Genomic DNA, 19,347 nt, shown 5'->3' on the forward strand with positions numbered 1-19,347 from the left:
GTCCTCAAGGGGCCGGCTGTCTCCACTTTTTGGAGATACCCATGTCTTCTTTTGATACGTCGATTTTACCCATTGCGCCGCCTGTCTACGCTCAGGCAGCGCCTGAACCCGCGCAACTGCATGTTGCTGATGCGCATGGGCACTACGTGTTGGCGACGCCAGGGCAGATATTGGAGGCCGCACGTGAGGCGATTGTGTCTTTAGTGCCTTCGGGAACTCCCATGTCAACGCCGAGCATTGCGGAACGCTATGCCGTCGCTCGTTTGGCTGGCCTAGAACACGAGGTTTTTGCTGTCTTCTTTTTAGACAACCAGCTTCGCCTGATCCAGTATCGGGAGTTGTTCCAAGGCACCCTGAATCAAACGGCTGTCTATCCTCGTGAGGTCGTTAAAGAGGTGCTCAAAAACAATGCTGGCGCGGTCATTTTGGCTCACAACCATCCAAGCGGAAAATTAGAGCCTAGCCAGGTAGACCGCCAACTTACTGAGCGGCTTAAAAAAGCATTGGAGCTGATCGATGTAAGGGTTCTGGATCATTTGATCGTCGGGCCTTCAGCCGACAACACTAGCTATTCGTTCGCTGAGCACGGCGACCTGTAACTTGAGTCATTTCTTGTTTGTTTAGCCCGCATTTGGGCGTTTTTAACCTGTACCCATAGGGTCGCTGCGGCCCTTATGGGGCCTTGCGACTCATTTTCTGGAGTTTGTCATGAGTCGTCATTACTTTGAAACCACGTATAAAGATCATCCCGTCACTGTGCTCTTGGGCTGGGATAGGCCTTTGGGTCATTATTTTCTGGTCATCGAAAAGCAGGTGGATTTTGTGGATCCGGATGTGACCGGGTTCGATGATCAGTATCTGTATAGCAATCTTTATGAGTCCAACCCATTTGGTTTGAGCCTGGAGCATTTTAAAGCGGTGTTGCACCGGCTCAAAATCACTGTGCCAGCAAATATGTTCACTGAGGTCGAACGCGACTCCTGGAACAACTTGGGGAATCGAGACATCACCCATCAAGCTGACGGCTCATTTGCCGTGCGCTCGGCTTGATCATCTCTCTAAACGACGCGGCCTGGCCTCTTCCTCCTTTTTGCGAGGAAGGGGCTAGTCGCATAACTATGGAGCTCGGTGATGTACCAAGTAGAGGAGTTTCCTGAAGTCTGGGCAGATGCCTGCATCCGAGAGTCGGACGGCCGCTTTTTATTCGTTTCACTGTATGGGCGCGATGGATCGCTGATGCAATTCATGGCTGCGATGCAGTTGGGCAATAAGGAAGGCGGTATACAACGCTTTCACTTGCGCGGCGATGATGGCCAACGCCACTTAGTGGAGGTTGGCGGTGTGGATCGCTTAGGTAAACACACCGGCAGGTTGCCTAAGCAAAACCTGTTTGGTCCTCTGGGGCAACTGTGGGTATTTGACAAGAATCTACAGGAGCCAGACCGTGCGAATCGAATCGGTTGGGCTCTTCACTACTCAGCAGAGAGCGACCTGGCCAGCCTTAACGAGGCTCAGGAGCATGATCTTGATGATCGTGCCTGGCAACTGATCAAAAGCTTGTCGCCGGTGGCCCTTCTGGACCATTGGCGTGCAGAGGTTTTGGCGTGGTGCCGTGATAAGCAAGCTGTGCAGATAATGGGCAGCGATCTGTATCCCACGCTTGGCCCTGTCAAGGCAGTTCGGGTGAGCCTAAGTGAGCATTTTCTTGATTTCATCTCTGATGGGGTCAGGGTAGGGCGCCTACGTTTGCAGTTGTAGTTTTTCTAAGCTGATTGGCTGATTTCCGGATCCAGCCTTTTCTACATTTTTTTCTAACCCATGCGGGGAGCAGCCCCGCTGGCTCCCCGTATCCCTTTTGTGGAGAGCCAGTATGGGCGCTATACATCCCCAGCTAGATACCCTAGAGCAAGATGCCGATGAGCTGCATATGCCTCTGGCCAATTTTATTGATCAGTTTGGTGAGGGCTTGTTGGAGCAAGTCCGTCGCCAGAACCCGCCTATTTACGATCCGGACCTGGACACTCAAACTCCCGTTTGGCGTGCGCGGCAACACGTTCTGGACAATCTGACTCGTCAGCCATTTGAAGCCCAGGCCCATGCTGTACACGCCGTTGTGAAGCTGTTGTTGGATCACAATGAACCGGCCGCGGTACTCAATGCGGATATGGGCACGGGCAAAACCATGATGGCCATATGTGTTGCGGCTTTAATGCAGAGTACGCATCCACGTACCCTGATCGTTTCGCCGCCTCACCTGGTCTATAAGTGGCGACGTGAGATTCTGGCCACCGTCCCTGGCGCCAAGGTTTGGATTCTGAACGGGCCGGATACGTTACGCAAACTGTTGGCGTTACGAAATGCCCTCAGTTTGAAAACCAGCAAGCCAGAGTTCTTTGTGCTTGGGCGTGTGCGTATGCGCATGGGGTTTCACTGGAAACCGGCATTTTTGACTCGCCAGGTATTGCAAGATGGTCAACGGTTTAGGTTTGCTTGCTGCCCTGATTGCATGGAACCCATCGAACGTGAGAATGCGGATGGTGAAATGATGCCGCTCTCCGTTGAGGCGGCCGCACTCATGCTTGCTGATAGACGCTGCAAATGCAGCCACTGCGATAGCACGTTTTGGACGTTGATTCGTGCAGGTAAGCGTATCGACTCCATGCACGATCTGGTGTTGGGTGCTTTGAAGCAAATGCCGACGATCGGAGATAAAACCGCTCGCAAGTTGCTCTCGATTTTTGGAGAGGATCTGCTTGGGGGAATGCTCGACGATAACGTCTATGAGTTTCTCAACCTCATGGATGAGTCTGGCGAGCTTGTTTTCTCCGATCGGCAGGCCATGCGTATGGAGCGATCCCTCGCGTCCTTTGAGTTCAGTATAGGGGAGGGGGGCTATCAAGCCACTGAGTTCATCAAACGCTACTTGCCTCGTGGGTATTTCGGTCTTTTGGTTGTAGATGAAGGCCATGAATACAAAAATGAGGGCTCAGCCCAAGGCCAAGCCATGGGCGTGCTGGCCAGCCAATGCCAAAAAACACTGCTGCTCACTGGGACACTGATGGGGGGCTATGCCGATGACTTGTTTCATCTTTTGTGGAGAATAAATCCGACACAGATGATTCAAGATGGCTTCAAACCTGCTCGTAATGGGTCAATGGGAAGCGCAGCTATGGCGTTCATGCGTGAGCATGGCGTGCTCAAAGACGTGTACAAGGAAAGTACTGGCCCATCGCATCGCACCGCTAAAGGTAAGCAGATGACGGTACGGACCAGTAAAGCTCCTGGCTTTGGTCCGGTTGGCATTATGCGGTATGTAGTGCCGATCACCGTTTTCCTGAAGTTGCGCGACATTGGCCAGAACGTCTTGCCTGACTATGACGAGCACTTCATTAACGTACCAATGAGCCAGGCGCAGGATGAGGCCTATCAGCGCATGGCAAAGCACCTGGTGTACGAGCTCAAGAAGGCGTTGGCCCAAAAGGACAATAGCTTGCTTGGGGTTGTGATGAATACGCTACTGGCTTGGCCAGAGTGCTGCTTTCGCCCAGAAACCGTCCGGCACCCTCGAAGTAAGGCAGTCTTGTTTTCGCAAGGGCCTGTTTTTCAGGAGTCAGAGCTTACCCCCAAAGAGCAACAGCTCTTGGATCTGTGCAAACAGGAGAAAGCCCAAGGAAGAAAGGTGCTGGTGTACTCGATTTACTCGGGTACACGTGACACCACCGCTCGACTCAAAAGCCACCTTGAGATGAACGGCTTCAAAGTTGCTGTGTTGCGTGCTTCTGTTGACGCAGCTCGACGCGAAGACTGGGTTGCTGACCAGGTGGAGCGGGGTATTGACGTCCTTGTCACCAATCCAGAGCTGGTCAAGACTGGCCTGGATCTGCTGGAGTTTCCTACGATTGTGTTCATGCAGTCTGGCTTTAACGTCTACACGTTAATGCAGGCGGCCAGACGGTCATGGCGGATTGGCCAGAAGCATCCAGTCAAGGTCGTGTTCTTGGGCTACTCAGGTTCCAGCCAGGTGGAGTGTTTAAGGCTGATGGCCAAGAAGATCGCTGTTACGCAGTCAACGTCAGGGGATATGCCTGATTGTGGTTTGGATGTTCTGAATGATGCTGGTGACAGCATTGAGGTCCAGTTGGCCAAGCAGTTGTTGGCCAACGCTTAGCATATTTTTTCCTTACACTTTGCCCCTCAATATGAGGGGCTTTTTTTTGTTTCACGATGACTCCAACATCGCAATTCGCTGGACTACGCCAAGGCTTCACCTTCGTCGGGCGGCAACGTCGGTTGCGTATCGACCGGACCTGGTACTGGATGGATCTGTTGTTCTTCCATAGCAAGCTGCGCTGTCTGGTCATCATCGACCTGAAGTTGAGCCGCCTGACTCATGCCGATATGGGGCAGATTCATATGTACTGCAATTATGCCAAGGAGCATTGGACCTACCCGGACGAGAACCCGCCGGTGGGCCTGATCCTGTGCGCTGACAAGGGCCATGCTTTGGCGCGAGATGCGTTGGACGGCTTGCCGACCAAGGTGATGGCAGCGAACTATCGCACCGTGCTGCTGGATGCCGAGTTGCTACAAAAAGAGTTGGAGAACACGCGGCGTCTGCTCGAATCTCGTGGAGCCGCGCTCGCTAAAAAAGAACAAAGACTCTTCCGTAGACTCTGACAAGTCTCAGAACTAATGACCACGTAAGTTTAGGTGGCGAGAACAGGGGGCCTGCCAATCTCTTGGAAACCGCTCGCAACTAATTTAGGCCGTAGTTCAGATAGCGAATTGGCTGGAACGCCCAGCCACAAGAGGTCCCTGGCGCGCGTCACCGCGACGTATCCTATGCGTCCTACCTCTGAGGTCACTCCATCCAGCATGGCCGTGACATGTTCTTTGGTTGCTATGTAGAGAACAGCGTCCAGGCTTTCGCCTTTCACCTGATGAACTGTATCCACACGAATTCTGGCATCATTGGATGCCGACAGGTCTGCGGCAGCGGCAAGAGGTGCATTGGGCAATTTCGTCTTGGCGAGTTTCATGCCTATGTTGTCAACAATCTTGATCTGCAAGGGAATGATCGCCATCGACGCCCAGGACTGAGGCAGCAGTTCGAGTGCGCCGTTGAGCAGCGCGTAGTTGAGGATGGATTTGTCCAGTTCGGCATCGCTCGCCAGGGCTGGTGACGCAGCGACCGCTGCGGCGCCAGCCGCAGGGGCGAGCGGAATGACTGCGCTCGCTTGATCGGCAAGCAGGTCTGCCTCGCCTTCGATCAGGTCGGTTTCGCTCGCCGTCAATGCCAGCAGGCGTTTCAGTTCGTCGAGAAAATGCCGCTCGCTGTCAATCAGACGGCCATCGGATTCGCACACGCACAAGGCCATTTCATAAGCCAGCTGGCGCTGGCTGGCGTCGGCCACCGCCATACTGGCCGACGCCAGCGTCAGGCGCTTGAGCAGCACGTCCTGATACAGACGGGCGAGATCCGGCGCCGCCGTCTGTTCGGCCAGGGATTCCGCGATACGCCGAATTTCCTCCCGTTCGCGATCATCCTTGTTGCTGTCGGCAAAAGCGGCGTGAATGGCTATGGCAAGAATGGCCTTGATGTTTTCCTGAGTTATGGATTTACCTTTCATGTCCGGTGGTGGCGTTGGTGTTGCTGCGGCAAACAAGCGAAACGAGCAACTTGCGTAGCTCTTCAATGAAGAGCACCGAGGAAGCCACGGCGGTTGCCAGCAGCCATTCGTTCAACGACAGATCCACCGTGTCAAAAATCACCTGTGCCGGCGCCCAATGCACCGCGACGATCTGCAGCAGGACTACGCCGGCCAGCGCCAGCCACAGCTTGCCGTTGGCGAAGAACTGCCGGTTGAAGGCACTGCCGTGTTCGGCACGGGCATTGAAGATGTTGAAGAACTGGAAGAGGACGAAGGTGGTGAAGGCCAGGGTCATCGCCTTGGCTTCGCCGGAGGCCTCTATCGCCCAGGCGTAGAGGCCGAGCGTGCCGACGGCCATGGTCGCACCGTACAGACCGATGCGCCACAGGCGCTGCACCGAGAGGATGCCGGCATCGGCCTGACGCGGCGTATCGCGCATGATGCCCGAGCGCGCCGGTTCGACACCCAGGGTCATGGCCGGCGGGCCGTCCATGATGATGTTGACCCAAAGGATCTGGATGGCAGTGAAGGGCGTGGCCAGGCCGAGGAAGGGCGCGCCGAGGACGGTGAGAATCGCCCCGACGTTGGTCGATAGCTGGAAACGGACGAACTTGATGATGTTCTCGTAGATGGTGCGACCTTCTTCCACGGCGCGGACGATAGAGGCAAAGTTGTCGTCGGTCAGCACCAGCGTGGCTGCTTCCTTGGTTACTTCGGTGCCGGTAATTCCCATGGCCACGCCGATGTCGGCGGTTTTCAGGGCCGGCGCGTCGTTGACCCCGTCGCCGGTCATTGCCACGACATGGCCCTTGGCTTGCAGGGCTTCGACAATGCGCATCTTGTGCTCGGGCGCGACCCGGGCGAAGACGGCACTCTTTTCGACCAGCCGGGCAATTTCGTCCTGACTCAAACCATCGAGATCGCGTCCTTCGTGAACTTCGCCCTTGAGTCCCAGTTCGCGGGCGATGGCCGCAGCCGTCGCTCGGTGGTCGCCGGTGATCATTTTCACCTGAATGCCGGCGGCGTTGCAGGTGGCGATGGCCTCCTTCGCTTCGGCCCGCGGCGGATCGATGATGCCGACCAGCGCATTCAGGGTCAGGTCCTGCACCCAGAACAAGAGGTCGCCGGCCGGATCGAAATCCGCCGCTGGAATGACCCGGCCAGCCAGCGCCAACACGCGCAAGGCCTGATCGGCCAGCGCCTCGTTTTCGGCAACGAAGGCAGCCCGGATCGCTTCGTCGATCGGCAACGCACTGTCGCTTGTCCCGATATACGAGGAGGTGCGCGCCAGCAGCACGTCAGGAGCACCCTTGACGCACATCATGACTCGGTCGCCATCGTGGTGGAAAGTGGCCATGTACTTGGTGGCCGAGTCGAACGGAATTTCGGCGATCCGCGGCCGGTGTTCAAGCACTTCATCGGGCAGCAGCCCCGCCTTGGCCGCCAGGGTCAGCAAGGCTCCCTCGGTTGGATCGCCGATCAGGGCGCCATCCTTGATCCGGGCATCGACGCACAAGGCCGCCGGCAACAGGACATGACCCAGTGTTGGCGCGCCGGAGGCGACGCCTTCGAAGCGGCCTTCACCGCCGTAACCCTCGCCGCTGACCAGGTAACGCTGGCCCTGGGTGTAGACGGCGCGGGCGGTCATCTGATTGAGTGTCAGCGTGCCGGTTTTGTCGGAGCAGATTACCGTCGTGCAGCCGAGAGTCTCGACTGCGGCCAGCTTCTTGACGATGGCGTTACGCTTGGCCATCCGGTGCATGCCCAGGGCCAGCGTCACCGTCACCACCGCCGGCAGGCCTTCGGGAATGGCGGCCACGGCCAGGGCGATGGCGGTCATCGCGGTCTTGATCAGTTCATCCCCGCGCATCAGGCCCATGAAGAACATCAGGCCGACCACGACGGTGGCGATGATCGCCAGCCGCTTGCCCAGGCCATCGAGTTGAATCTGCAAGGGGGTTTCGCCTTCTGCGGTCTCGGCCAGCAGACCGGCCAGGCGCCCCATTTCGGTGTGCATCCCGGTAGCGGTTACCACGGCTTCGAGGCGGCCCCGGGTGACCACGGTGTTCATGAACACCATGTTGTAGCGTTCTGCCAGCACCGCCGATTCCGCCACCACATCCGGCAGCTTCGCCACGGCATGGGATTCGCCGGTCAATGCCGCTTCCGCGACCTCGGCACTGTGCGCGCTCAGCACCCGGGCATCGGCCGGAATGCGGTCGCCGGCTTCGAGCAGCAAAATGTCGCCGGGCACCAGATCAGCCGCCTCGATCTGCTGCATCTGACCATCGCGACGCACCCGGGCGCCGGGCGCCAGCATGTTTTTCAATGCCGCTAGTGCCGCCTCCGCACGATGCTCCTGGAAAAACCCAAGGGCAGCGTTGAGCAGCACGACGATGCCGATCACGATGGCATCCTTGAAGTCACCAATCGCACCTGCCAGTACGGCAGCACCGATCAGGATCAGCACCAACAAGCTCTTGAACTGGTCGAAGAATTTCAACCAGGCGGAACGCGGTGGCTTTTCCGCCAGGCGGTTGGGGCCGTGTTCGGCTAGGCGGTTTATCACTTCCACGCTGCTCAGTCCGGCGGTCGGATTGACCGCTAGTTGCTCAATGCAGTGTTCATGGGCTTGTGCGTGCCAAGAGTCGGCCTGGTGTGTCGCCATGGTGTTTCTCCCTTATGTGGCGCCAATCATGGCTGCCGAGTCGTGATGCTTACCAAAACCCTGTTTTCTTTCTGCTGCACGAAGGTTACGCCAATACGTTCTTCTCCCTTGTGGTAATCATGGCGCTCCTCGCTTGGTGTGGCGGCGAGGAGTTCCTGTCGATAACCATGCTCGGCAAAGCCCTTGGCATAATGGTCCAGGACCGCTGCCAGATCAGCCTTTCCTTCGTAACGTACCGTGATGCCTTGATCTTCACGTTGCCAGTGCGTACGGGCTAGGCCAGGAAAACGCGCCACGGGAATCGGGTCGGTTCCTGAAACATCGCGGGCAGGCGGCGCCGCTTGACCGATCGCCCGCAGATCCTCGATGGCCTGGGTTGCCCCCGGCACGACTTTCTCAACTTGTTGAACGGCACTGCGCGCGACATCCGGCACAGCCGAAACCCCCTCCTGAGCCATGCCGAACAGCCATCCAGCCAAGCTGATCGTCAGCCAGACGGCCAGAATTGTGAACATCAGGATGACGACCGAAATCAGAATCCAGGTCCGGCGGCTGATTGCAAAAATCCGGCTCGCCAGCATGCTGAACAGGGAAAGTTTGGAAAGGCTCATTTCAGTCCTCCGTCGGGCAGGATGGCGGCAACGGGCCGAACTCACGCTGTCGCGACAAGCGACGCTCCAGACTACGGGACGCCCGGTCGACGGATCGGGCGATAGCGATCTGGAGATCATCGGCAACTTCCTCGATCACGACATCGCGCATCCGGGGTAGCGGTATTCTTAGCTGACACCGCTTATCGTTGCCACCACGCGGTCCATTGATGTCAGACAGTGTGATGACGACGCGATCTACATCTTGCTGGGCCCAATCCAGGCCAAAATTGAGGCAGCGCTCGGTATGATCACGCAAGCCTTCGCTCATTTCGATGCCTTTGGCGCGGATGTCGATCTGCATGTTTGCTCCTTCGTTGTGAATATGAGAGCACGATAGGAGCAAAAAATGCTTTAATAAACACGAATTTTTATTAACAATATTTCGGCAATTAACGAACAGTCACATGAACCTCAAGCATCTTCGGTATTTCTGGACGGTTGCCCAGGTGGGTGGCATCAGCCGTGCTGCTGAGACGTTGAATCTCACGCCGCAGACCATTAGCGGACAGATCCGCCATCTTGAAGAGGACCTCGGGGCGGCGCTGTTTCGTCCGGCTGGACGTGGCCTGGAACTTACCGAAGCGGGCCGGCAGGTTCTGTCCTACGCCGATGAAATCCTGCATCTGAGCGGGGAGTTGAAGCAGGCATTGTCGGCCCGCCAAAGACAACCGATCCCGGTACTGCGCATTGGCATCACGGACGTCGTCCCGAAAACATTCGCATACCGTTTGCTGGCCCCTGTTGGCAAACTACCTGAGTCCGTTAGGCTGGTTTGCCGGGAAGGCACTATCGACATGCTGCTGGCCGAATTGGCCTTGCAGCGTCTTGACATGGTCGTGGCAGATCGTCCGATGCCGTCCGGGCTGGCCATCCGCGGGCACAGCCATAAGTTGGGGGAAAGCCCCTTGGCGTTTTTCGGGGGGGCGTCTTTGTGCGCAGAACTTGGCGATTTTCCGCAATGCCTGAACGATGCGCCGCTGCTTCTACCGGGGGGACATTCCGCTATTCGTGGTCATATCGATCGCTGGTTGAGCGACCTGCGCTTAGTGCCGCGGCTGATGGGCGAGTTCGACGATGGTGCATTGATGAAAGCTTTTGGGCAGGCGGGCGCTGGGTTTTTCCCGGGGCCCGCCGTTCAGAGGGATGAAATATGCACACGCTACAATACGCGCTGCATCGGCGTGGTCAATGAGATTCATGAGGGGTTCTGGGCCATAACGGCCGAGCGACGGGTTGTTCACCCGGCGATCATGACAGTCATGGAATCCGCACGTTCAGCATTATTTCCCAGCATCACCCAGCCAGTTCCAACAACGTGAGTTTCCTCAATCGGCAGCCATCATGCAAACAAACGAACAGTCAAATCACCAAACACAGGATCCTGTACTGTCCTTCTTCAACAGGGTAATCTCCCAAGTTGCACGCGTACTCGCTGCGGTCATGGTAATGGTCATCATCTGGGGCGTGGCGGATGTGGTCTATGTGCTTTACCAGCGCTTGATGGCACCGCCATTCATGCTGCTTGAAATCAAGGATATTCTCGCAACCTTCGGTGCATTCATGGCAGTGCTGATCGCAGTTGAAATATTTCACAACATCATTCTTTATGTCGAAGACAACCATAACCGGCAACTGGCCGTTGAGATTGTCCTCGGGACGGCTCTGATGGCCATTGCTCGCAAGGTCATCGTGCTGGACTTCAACGAGGTGGGGGCTGAGCATGTCTATGCAACAGCCGCGGTAACGCTGGCATTGTCCGTGGGATACTACTTGATCGTTATCCGGAGAAAAGGCTCGAATTCGTGAATGCCAGGCTCCATTATTCCTTCTGTCAATGGCTGACCGGAGCGCCGCGTTGATGCCCATGCTGCATGAACTGTTTGTCGCCATTCCTGGCCAATGGGAGAGGGTCATTGCGACCTTCTTCCTGATTGCCGTAGGTGCCGCTCTCTCTCACCTCTGGGCGCGCTATCTTGTGCGAGGGGAAATTTCCGCCGAGAAGCGTCGGATGCATCTGGTCTGGGCCCGGAACGTCATCTGGTTCCTGGTTTTTTTCGTCATCATCTCGGTCTGGGCGTCGACGATTGCCGGTTTTGCCCTGTCCCTAGCAGCGGTTGCCGGGGCCGTCCTGATCGTCAGCAAAGAACTGCTGATGTGCGTGCTGGGCTATCTTTACATCACCTTCGTCCGGCCGTTCAAGGTAGGTGATCTCATTGAAATCAACCAACTTCATGGCCAGGTCATCGACATCGACATATTTGCCACGACGTTGGCGGAGTTAGGCTATGCCGGGCAGCAGACCGGCAAGATGGCTGAGTTTCCGAATGGCTTGTTGCTGACCACGCCTTTGAAAAACACATCTCTCACCGGAGATTACGTATTGCATCTGTTTCGCATGCCGATCCCCGATGAAGCAATGTGGGATCTTGATCGCGTGGAATCTGCGGCGCTGGCGGCTGCCGATGAGGCGACACAGACTTGGCAAAGCGAGGCCGAAGCGCATTTCCGCAAAATTTCCGACGAAAGCTTCATCGCTTTTCCCTCTGGCCGCAACAAGATTCTGTGGGATTTTTCCGACCCCGAGCAACTAATGCTCGTGATCAGAGTGGCCTGTCCGAGTCATCTGCGGCTGAAAGTGGAGCAGGCCGTGTTTCGCGATACCTGGCGAATATTGAGACCGGGTCAGTTAACCAAACCGCACTGCGACATCAGCGCACAGTAGCGTCCGGTTCACCCGATTGCGCCAGGATGACTGCCCGCGCGGTGTCGCGCAGTACAAGGGCTGCGTGCCAGTTTGCTCCTGCGGGAATGATCGGTGGATGGACGGTAACCGTCAATTTGCTGTAGCGTGGCCACAGACTAAGGTCAGGAAGAAGACGGCGGGTGCCGCTCAAAGTGACAGGAATGACCGGAACATCGGCGCGGGCAGCGGCCAGGAAAGCCCCCATGCGGAAGGGCAATACACCGGGCGGTTCACGGAAGGTTCCTTCGGCAAAGACTACAAGGGCGTTGCCTGCTCCAGCCCGCCTCTCCAGTGCATGCGTGTCTTCAACACCGCGCACAGTATCAAAGCGCTCAACGAAAACTGCGCCTAGGCGTTTCAACGGTATCGCGGCCAGCGGGTGAGCAAGCAATTCCTGTTTGGCAACAAAAGCGAAACGTGCGGGTAGCGCAGCCGATTGCTCGTGGCTGGATGCCAGTCGCAGTCAGGGCAAGGCGTGATCCGATTCGGGCGAGACGCCGCGCGGCGAGCGTTGGCGCAAGCGCTATCGCAACCCAGAAGACCGGTGCCAGGAGGCCGAAAACCATCCACACCCAGAGTCCCCAGAGTGGGCCGGTGAGTTCTATAGCCAATTGCTCTACCTCAGCGCGAATTGCTTCATTGCCATCCTGCGCCGTACGAGTTTCGGCCAGTACCACCAGGCGCTCGGTCCCGGCGCGCACGCCCGTGACACGACCGACAGCTTCTTCCAATTCTTGCGGGTAGCTGGAACAGGCGCAACATATTGAATTCCAGTGTAGCCAGAATGTCCGTTCGTAATTATGTTCAAGACTTTGGGGTCACCATTGCGTATTACAACAAATAATCAACCATTATCGCGTCTTATATTTGCTACTTTCGCTGCATTGAACTTCGTTTGATTAGTATGTAATATCGTAATACGTAATACGGTATGAAATACGAGGATGCCATGGCCAGAGCAGGAATCTACAAGTCAGAAGTCGTCAGAGCGCGTAACAAGCTGTTGGCGATGGGGCGCTACCCATCGATCGACGCAATTCGCAGCGAGTTAGGCGATACCGGCTCGAAAGGCACGATTCACCGCTATCTGAAGGAAATCGAAGAAGAGGAAGGCGGCAGTACCGGTACCCAGGTCGCGGTCAGTGAAGCCATCCAGGATCTGGCTGCCAGGCTCGCAGAACGCCTGCATGAAGAAGCTGATCAGCGTTTGGCGGCTCTGACCGATAAGCACAAGGCAGAAATTGCGGCGCTGAACGACACCATCGCCACATTACGTAATGAAGTGGAATCCTTTCGCAGCCAGTCTGAACGCCAGGCCCTGGAGTTGGGTGCAGAGAAAGCAGCCCACAGCGAAATACTAAGCGTGCTCCAAGAAGAGAGAATCGTTCGGGCACAAATGGCTCAGCGCATCCAGGACATGGAAGGGCAACTGGTAAAGGAAGAAGCGCACCGTGTGTCGCTGGAGGAAAAGCACCAACACGCCCGCGAGGCACTGGCGCATTTCCGAACCGCAGCGAAGGAACAACGGGAGCAGGATCAGCGCCAGTTCGAACAGCAGATCCAGTTCTTGCAGGGGGAGTTGCGTAATGCCAAGGAAACGGCAAACGCGAAACAGCAAGAACTCATCCGCAGTCATGAGGACAATGCCCGTCTATCAAGCGAGCTCACCCATGCGCACAGTGAACTTCATCGACACGATGGCGAAGTACGAACATTGCGCTCGGTCAAAGAGCAGTTGGCCGTTGCCGAGGTGAAAATCCAACAGTTGACGGATCAGTTGGCGCAAGCCAACGGGCGAGTGTCCGATCTGGACAAGGAAAACCAAGCGAACCTCTGCAAGCTAAGGGAGAGCATGGAAACGGGGCAGCGGCTGGCAGCCGAACTGATGGCGGCAAAAGCCGTTGCCGCTAGCCACGAGAAAGTCTTTGAAAAGCTCGCGACATTACAGTCGCCACAGGCGAAGAGCACCAACGCCAAGAAAAATAGCGTTGACAATCAAGATTCGCTTTTTAATTCAGAAGAGTAGGCAGTTTTCGGGGAATTTTTCATGATTCCCGGCCGACCCTCATGGAGATCTTTACATAAGCTGTTTATTTGGTTGGGTGCTTGCCCCACGATCCCATCGCTGTAGGTGAGCTCACGCCGCCGTTATTGGCAGCGTGATCGCAGGCATCCAATTGCTGCTGTCGCCGAAGGTTCTGGGGCAGCGCCCGCTTGTCAGTGAAACCGTGAGCCTGAGTGTTCATCGTCTCTCTACACCTTGCGATTTGTTGACTGTGCTGTCTGGTTGAATTTAATGTGATCGGGGGATCATGAAAATCAGATTGTTCTGATGCAAGTATCCGAAAAAGCAGAGCCATCAATCGTGGCTGCGCGACATGGCTGCTGGCGGCTCATGTCAAGCATGGAGGATGCGCGCGCGTCACGAACGCTACCGCGCGTCCGTCGGTTCTTATGCCTGGTCATCCCGCTTCTTCACATCAAACGGATAGGCGCCGCCTGGCGTCCCCTTGGGCGGAATCTTGAGTGACAGGATCATCGTCACTGCCAGCGTGACTGCGGTGAATCCGAGCGAAAAAACCACCGGGATCTTATAGACGTCGATCAACAACATCTTTGCACCGATGAACACCAGTACGATCGCCAGCCCATAGCTGAGCAGGTGGAAGCGCTCGTGCATGTTGGCCAGAAGAAAGTACATCGCGCGCAGGCCCAGGATCGCAAACACGTTGGAGGTGAGCACGATGAATGGGTCGGTCGTGATCGCAAAGATGGCCGGGATCGAGTCCACTGCGAACACAATGTCAACGATACCGATGAGCAGTATCACCACCAGCAAAGGCGTGGCCATCCTGACGCCGCCAAACATGGTGAAGAATTTCTCGCCGTCATAGTCCGGCGCAATCTTGAAGCGGCTGCGAATCCACTTGAGAGCTGGATTGTTGTCCAGGTCGGGCTCTTGGCCGGCGGCCCACCACATCTTGATGCCAGTGAACAGCAGGAAGGCGCCAAACAGATACAGGATCCAATGGAACTGAGCAATCAGCCAGGCGCCCACGAGAATCATCACCGCGCGCAGCACGAGCGCGCCGAGGATGCCGATCATGAGTACGCGCTTTTGGAACTCTGCCGGCACTGCGAAGTAGGTGAACAACATCAAGAACACGAAGATGTTGTCGACAGCAAGCGCCTTTTCGATCAAGTAGCCGGTCAGGAACTCCAGCGATTTGGCATTGGCCAGCGAGCGCGCGGCCTCATCCGTTCCGGTGCCGCCAAGGTGCCACCACAGCCATCCCATGAAGACGAAAGACACGCCGACCCAGACGAGCGACCAGATGGCAGCCTCGCGGGTGCTGACGCGGTGTGCGCCCTGTTTGCTCATCGCAAAGAAATCGACCAGCAGTGCGACCAGCACAAAAGCCGTGAACAAGGACCACATGAGTGGAGAGCCGATAGATTGCATGACCGCCATTGAAGTGAGTTGCAGAGAGTCGCCCAGATTTGAGAACGACGACGGGGACAGGACGGGCGATTATACATGTCATTTTCAGAAGGCGATAGCACGAATTATCAAAAGTCGGCCGCACGGTTTTTTCTGACGGTTGACGTCACCTCAGAAAACGGAAAATAAAGCACGCTTAGGCGTAGTTCCCTTGGCTACACCGCGTCGGTACTGCGCGGTTCTTTCTTCCCTTGCAGTGAAGCAATCAGCGGGCAAGAAACATTCCCCTGCCGCAGGTGGCAGGCACACACAAGTTCGGAAAGCACCGACTCCATACGCGCCAAGTCAGTCATTTTTTCGCGCACGTCCTTGAGCTTGTGCTCGGCCAGACTACTGGCTTCCTCGCAATGGGTGCCATCCTCCAGCCGCAGCAGTTCGGCTATTTCATCCAGACTGAAGCCCAGCCGCTGGGCTGATTTCACGAACCGCACCCGCGTTACATCCGCCTCGCCATAGCGGCGGATGCTGCCGTAAGGCTTGTCCGGCTCCGGCAACAAGCCCTTGCGCTGATAGAACCGGATGGTCTCTACGTTGACCCCGGCCGCCTTGGCGAAAACGCCGATGGTCAGATTTTCCAAATTGTTTTCCATATTGCTTGACTCCGTACATGACTACGGAAGTAAGGTTACGCTATCCAATTTAAATTCGAAAGGACACGCGCATGTCTGAACCACAAAACGGGCGCGGGGCGCTCTTCGCCGGCGGGCTGGCTGCCATCCTCGCCTCGGCCTGCTGCCTGGGGCCGCTGGTTCTGGTCACCTTGGGGTTCAGCGGCGCTTGGATCGGCAACCTGACGGTATTGGAGCCGTATCGGCCGACCTTCATCGGCGCGGCGCTGGTTGCACTGTTCTTTGCCTGGCGGCGCATCGTCCGACCGACCGCAGCCTGCAAGCCGGGCGAGGTGTGCGCGATTCCGCAAGTGCGCACCACCTACAAGCTCATTTTCTGGTTCGTCGCCGTGTTGGTCTTGGTCGCGCTTAGTTTTCCCTACGTCATGCCATTTTTCTACTAATCAGGAGTTCATCATGAAAAAGCTGTTTGCCTCCCTCGCTCTCGCCGCTTTCGTTGCCCCCGTGTTCGCCGCCACTCAGACCGTCACGCTGTCCGTGCCTGGCATGACCTGCGCCTCTTGCCCGATCACTGTCAAGCACGCGCTTTCCAAGGTTGAGGGCGTGAGCAAGACCGACGTAAGTTTCGACAAGCGCCAGGCCGTCGTCACCTTCGACGATGCCAAGACCAACGTCCAGAAGTTGACCAAGGCGACCGAGGACGCGGGCTATCCGTCCAGCCTCAAACGCTGATCCGTTAACCGAACTCGGGAGCGACACATGGGACTCATCACGCGCATCGCTGGCAAAACCGGCGCGCTCGGCAGCGTCGTTTCCGCGATGGGCTGCGCCGCCTGTTTTCCTGCCATCGCCAGCTTTGGCGCGGCCATCGGACTGGGCTTCTTGAGCCAGTACGAGGGGCTATTCATTGGCATCCTGCTGCCGATGTTCGCCGGCATCGCGTTACTCGCCAATGCTATCGCTTGGCTCAATCATCGACAGTGGCGACGCACGGCGCTCGGCACGATAGGCCCGATCTTGGTGCTGGCAGCGGTGTTTTTAATGCGGGCTTACGGCTGGCAGAGCGGTGGACTGCTCTATGTCGGCCTGGCCTTGATGGTTGGGGTGTCGGTCTGGGATTTCATCTCGCCAGCACATCGCCGCTGCGGGCCGGACAGCTGTGAATTGCCAGAACAACGTGGCTGACGGCAACAGCCGTAGCCACCACAGAAAAGGAAAAATACATGACCACCCTGAAAATCACCGGGATGACCTGCGACTCGTGCGCGGCTCACGTCAAGGAAGCCTTGGAGAAAGTGCCCGGCGTGCAATCGGCGCTGGTGTCCTATCCGAAGGGCACAGCGCAACTCGCCATTGAGGCGGGCACGTCATCGGATGCGCTGACTACCGCCGTGGCCGGACTGGGCTACGAGGCAACGCTTGCCGATGCGCCACCGACGGACAACCGCGCCGGCCTGCTCGACAAGATGCGCGGCTGGATAGGGGCCGCTGATAAGCCCAGTGGCAACGAACGCCCGTTGCAGGTCGTCGTCATTGGTAGCGGTGGCGCGGCAATGGCGGCAGCACTGAAGGCCGTCGAGCAAGGCGCGCACGTCTCGCTGATCGAGCGCGGCACCATCGGCGGCACCTGCGTCAACGTCGGCTGCGTGCCGTCCAAGATCATGATTCGCGCCGCCCACATCGCCCATTTACGTCGGGAAAGTCCGTTCGACGGCGGTATCGCGGCGACTGTGCCTGCGATTGACCGCAGCAAACTACTGGCCCAGCAGCAGGCGCGCGTCGAAGAACTGCGCCATGCCAAGTACGAAGGCATTCTGGACGGCAACCCGGCCATCACCGTTGTACATGGTGAGGCGCGTTTCAAGGATGAGCAGAGCCTGGTCGTCCGTTTAAACGATGGTGGCGAGCGCGTGGTAGCTTTCGACCGCTGCTTAGTCGCCACGGGTGCCAGCCCGGCCGTGCCGCCGATTCCGGGCCTGAAAGAGTCACCCTACTGGACTTCGACCGAGGCCCTGGTCAGCGACACCCTTCCCGAACGCCTAGCCGTGATCGGCTCGTCGGTGGTCGCGCTGGAACTGGCGCAAGCCTTCGCCCGGCTGGGCAGCCAGGTCACGATCCTAGCTCGCAACACGCTGTTCTTCCGCGACGACCCGTCCATCGGCGAGGCCGTCACAGCGGCCTTCCGTGCCGAAGGGATCAAGGTACTGGAACACACGCAAGCCAGCCAGGTCGCGCATGTGAACGGCGAATTCGTGCTGACCACGGGACACGGTGAAGTACGTGCCGACAAGCTGCTGGTCGCTACCGGACGGACACCGAACACGCGCAGCCTGGCACTCGACGCGGCGGGAGTCACCGTCAATGCGCAGGGTGCCATCGTCATCGACAAGGGCATGCGCACCAGCACGCCACACATTTACGCGGCCGGCGACTGCACGGACCAGCCACAATTCGTCTATGTGGCGGCAGCGGCCGGCACCCGTGCCGCGATCAACATGACCGGAGGGGATGCTGCCATCAATCTAACCGCGATGCCGGCCGTGGTGTTCACCGATCCGCAAGTAGCAACCGTGGGCTACAGCGAAGCGGAAGCGCATCACGACGGGATCGAAACCGACAGTCGCACGCTCACGCTCGACAACGTGCCGCGTGCGCTTGTCAACTTCGACACACGCGGCTTTATCAAGCTGGTCATCGAGGAAGGTAGCGGACGGCTCATCGGCGTGCAGGTCGTCGCCCCGGAAGCCGGCGAATTGATCCAGACGGCTGTTCTCGCCATTCGCAACCGCATGACGGTGCAGGAACTGGCCGACCAGTTGTTCCCCTACCTGACGATGGTCGAGGGGTTGAAGCTCGCGGCGCAGACCTTCAGCAAGGACGTGAAGCAGCTTTCGTGTTGTGCCGGATGAGGAAAAGGAGGTGTTCGATGAACGCCTACACGGTGTCCCGGTTGGCCTTTGATGCCGGGGTGAGTGTGCATATCGTGCGCGATTACCTGCTGCGTGGATTGCTGCGGCCAGTCGCCTGCACCACGGGTGGCTACGGCCTGTTCGATGACGCCGCCTTGCAGCGACTGTGCTTCGTGCGGGCCGCCTTCGAGGCGGGCATCGGCCTCGGCGCATTGGCGCGGCTGTGCCGGGCGCTGGATGCGGCGAACTGCGATGAAACTGCCGCGCAGCTTACTGTGCTGCGTCAGTTCGTCGAACGCCGGCGCGAAGCGTTGGCCAATCTGGAAGTGCAGTTGGCCGCCATGCCGACCGCGCCGGCACAGCATGCGGAGAGTTTGCCATGAACAGCCCCGAGCGCATGCCGGCCGAGACGCACAAACCGTTCACCGGCTACCTGTGGGGCACGCTGGCCGTGCTGACTTGCCCCTGCCACCTGTCCATCCTCGCTGCCGTGCTGGCCGGCACAACCGCCGGTGCATTCCTTGTCGAGTATTGGGTCATCACGGCGCTCGGTTTGACCGGCCTGTTTCTTCTGTCACTGGCGCGGGCGTTGCGGGCATTCAGGGAAAGATCATGAGCGCTTCCCGGCCGGATGGATGGACTACGGCGGAGG

General features: G+C 57.6%; 21 protein-coding genes and 1 pseudogene. 15 read left to right on the forward strand and 7 right to left on the reverse strand.

The annotated features are described in order from the left end of the window. Positions 1–41: 41 nt before the first annotated feature. The 5 genes and pseudogenes from radC to Q9R35_RS04390 all read left to right on the forward strand — a co-directional run. Positions 42–599, forward strand: coding sequence for a DNA repair protein RadC (gene radC / locus Q9R35_RS04370; protein WP_311219399.1), 558 nt, complete (start codon positions 42–44; stop codon positions 597–599). 109 nt (positions 600–708) lie between these two features. Continuing rightward, positions 709–1,050 carry a hypothetical protein gene (locus Q9R35_RS04375; protein WP_311219400.1) on the forward strand — a complete coding sequence of 114 codons (342 nt, stop codon included), beginning with the start codon at positions 709–711 and terminating at the stop codon, positions 1,048–1,050. A gap of 81 nt (positions 1,051–1,131) precedes the next feature. Then, entirely contained in the window at positions 1,132–1,758 is a 627-nt protein-coding gene (locus Q9R35_RS04380; protein ID WP_311219401.1) for a hypothetical protein, read from the forward strand. Between the two features lie 112 nt (positions 1,759–1,870). After that, positions 1,871–4,168 carry a DEAD/DEAH box helicase gene (locus tag Q9R35_RS04385; RefSeq protein ID WP_311219402.1) on the forward strand — a complete coding sequence of 766 codons (2,298 nt, stop codon included), beginning with the start codon at positions 1,871–1,873 and terminating at the stop codon, positions 4,166–4,168. 83 nt (positions 4,169–4,251) lie between these two features. Then, positions 4,252–4,677, forward strand: a pseudogene (locus tag Q9R35_RS04390) (PDDEXK nuclease domain-containing protein); the annotation flags it as partial. A 29-nt stretch (positions 4,678–4,706) separates the two neighbouring features. Here Q9R35_RS04390 and Q9R35_RS04395 read toward each other — a convergent pair. The 4 genes from Q9R35_RS04395 to Q9R35_RS04410 are packed head-to-tail and all read right to left on the reverse strand — an operon-like array spanning position 4,707 to position 9,273. After that, on the reverse strand, positions 4,707–5,630 hold the full coding sequence (locus Q9R35_RS04395; protein ID WP_311219403.1) for a TerB family tellurite resistance protein: 924 nt from the start codon (positions 5,628–5,630) through the stop codon (positions 4,707–4,709). Further along, complete coding sequence (locus Q9R35_RS04400; RefSeq protein ID WP_076097514.1) at positions 5,620–8,319, reverse strand: HAD-IC family P-type ATPase; 2,700 nt, start codon at positions 8,317–8,319, stop codon at positions 5,620–5,622. The genes Q9R35_RS04395 and Q9R35_RS04400 overlap by 11 nt, the downstream gene beginning before the upstream one ends. A 26-nt stretch (positions 8,320–8,345) precedes the next feature. Beyond that, positions 8,346–8,930 carry a hypothetical protein gene (locus Q9R35_RS04405; protein WP_076097516.1) on the reverse strand — a complete coding sequence of 195 codons (585 nt, stop codon included), beginning with the start codon at positions 8,928–8,930 and terminating at the stop codon, positions 8,346–8,348. Between the two features lies 1 nt (position 8,931). Next, complete coding sequence (locus Q9R35_RS04410) at positions 8,932–9,273, reverse strand: HPF/RaiA family ribosome-associated protein (protein ID WP_076097518.1); 342 nt, start codon at positions 9,271–9,273, stop codon at positions 8,932–8,934. A 103-nt stretch (positions 9,274–9,376) separates the two neighbouring features. Between Q9R35_RS04410 and nhaR the strand changes: the two genes are divergently transcribed. Genes nhaR through Q9R35_RS04425 form a run of 3 tightly spaced genes read left to right on the forward strand, consistent with a single transcriptional unit; the run spans position 9,377 to position 11,694 of the window. Continuing rightward, positions 9,377–10,291 carry a transcriptional activator NhaR gene (gene nhaR / locus Q9R35_RS04415; RefSeq protein ID WP_311219404.1) on the forward strand — a complete coding sequence of 305 codons (915 nt, stop codon included), beginning with the start codon at positions 9,377–9,379 and terminating at the stop codon, positions 10,289–10,291. Positions 10,292–10,313: 22 nt separating this feature from the next. Then, on the forward strand, positions 10,314–10,778 hold the full coding sequence (locus tag Q9R35_RS04420) for a phosphate-starvation-inducible PsiE family protein (RefSeq protein WP_076097521.1): 465 nt from the start codon (positions 10,314–10,316) through the stop codon (positions 10,776–10,778). A 52-nt stretch (positions 10,779–10,830) separates the two neighbouring features. Continuing rightward, positions 10,831–11,694: a mechanosensitive ion channel family protein gene (locus tag Q9R35_RS04425; RefSeq protein ID WP_311219405.1), complete on the forward strand. Its 864-nt coding sequence runs from the start codon at positions 10,831–10,833 to the stop codon at positions 11,692–11,694. Here the strand turns inward: Q9R35_RS04425 and Q9R35_RS04430 are convergent. Continuing rightward, entirely contained in the window at positions 11,681–12,178 is a 498-nt protein-coding gene (locus Q9R35_RS04430; RefSeq protein ID WP_083651395.1) for a 1-acyl-sn-glycerol-3-phosphate acyltransferase, read from the reverse strand. The genes Q9R35_RS04425 and Q9R35_RS04430 overlap by 14 nt on opposite strands. A 468-nt stretch (positions 12,179–12,646) precedes the next feature. On the opposite strand from Q9R35_RS04430, the gene Q9R35_RS04435 reads away from it, so the two are divergent. Then, positions 12,647–13,741 (forward strand): DNA-binding protein, encoded by a 1,095-nt coding sequence (locus Q9R35_RS04435; RefSeq protein ID WP_088179101.1) that lies wholly within the window; start codon positions 12,647–12,649, stop codon positions 13,739–13,741. 426 nt (positions 13,742–14,167) lie between these two features. On the opposite strand, the gene Q9R35_RS04440 is transcribed toward Q9R35_RS04435, so the two are convergent. Both Q9R35_RS04440 and merR read right to left on the reverse strand, forming a co-directional pair. Continuing rightward, the gene (locus Q9R35_RS04440) at positions 14,168–15,178 is read right to left on the reverse strand and encodes a TerC family protein (protein ID WP_210931554.1); all 1,011 of its coding nucleotides are present in this window, start codon (positions 15,176–15,178) and stop codon (positions 14,168–14,170) included. Between the two features lie 194 nt (positions 15,179–15,372). After that, positions 15,373–15,807 carry an Hg(II)-responsive transcriptional regulator gene (gene merR, locus Q9R35_RS04445; RefSeq protein ID WP_005798840.1) on the reverse strand — a complete coding sequence of 145 codons (435 nt, stop codon included), beginning with the start codon at positions 15,805–15,807 and terminating at the stop codon, positions 15,373–15,375. A gap of 71 nt (positions 15,808–15,878) precedes the next feature. Here merR and merT point away from each other — a divergent pair, with 71 nt between their 5' ends. Genes merT through merE form a run of 6 tightly spaced genes read left to right on the forward strand, consistent with a single transcriptional unit; the run spans position 15,879 to position 19,311 of the window. Continuing rightward, positions 15,879–16,229 (forward strand): mercuric ion transporter MerT, encoded by a 351-nt coding sequence (gene merT, locus Q9R35_RS04450; protein WP_311219406.1) that lies wholly within the window; start codon positions 15,879–15,881, stop codon positions 16,227–16,229. A 13-nt stretch (positions 16,230–16,242) separates the two neighbouring features. Then, positions 16,243–16,518 (forward strand): mercury resistance system periplasmic binding protein MerP, encoded by a 276-nt coding sequence (merP, locus tag Q9R35_RS04455; protein ID WP_004178136.1) that lies wholly within the window; start codon positions 16,243–16,245, stop codon positions 16,516–16,518. Between the two features lie 27 nt (positions 16,519–16,545). Then, positions 16,546–16,971, forward strand: coding sequence for an organomercurial transporter MerC (gene merC, locus Q9R35_RS04460; RefSeq protein ID WP_000522996.1), 426 nt, complete (start codon positions 16,546–16,548; stop codon positions 16,969–16,971). A gap of 38 nt (positions 16,972–17,009) precedes the next feature. Then, positions 17,010–18,695: a mercury(II) reductase gene (merA, locus tag Q9R35_RS04465; protein ID WP_311219407.1), complete on the forward strand. Its 1,686-nt coding sequence runs from the start codon at positions 17,010–17,012 to the stop codon at positions 18,693–18,695. Between the two features lie 17 nt (positions 18,696–18,712). Beyond that, positions 18,713–19,078 (forward strand): mercury resistance co-regulator MerD, encoded by a 366-nt coding sequence (merD, locus tag Q9R35_RS04470; RefSeq protein ID WP_311219408.1) that lies wholly within the window; start codon positions 18,713–18,715, stop codon positions 19,076–19,078. Continuing rightward, entirely contained in the window at positions 19,075–19,311 is a 237-nt protein-coding gene (gene merE, locus Q9R35_RS04475; RefSeq protein WP_005413392.1) for a broad-spectrum mercury transporter MerE, read from the forward strand. The genes merD and merE overlap by 4 nt, the downstream gene beginning before the upstream one ends. Positions 19,312–19,347 lie beyond the last annotated feature (36 nt).

Source organism: Alcaligenes sp. AB3 (genome assembly GCF_031844565.1).
GTDB classification, from domain to species: Bacteria; Pseudomonadota; Gammaproteobacteria; order Burkholderiales; family Burkholderiaceae_B; genus Alcaligenes; species Alcaligenes faecalis.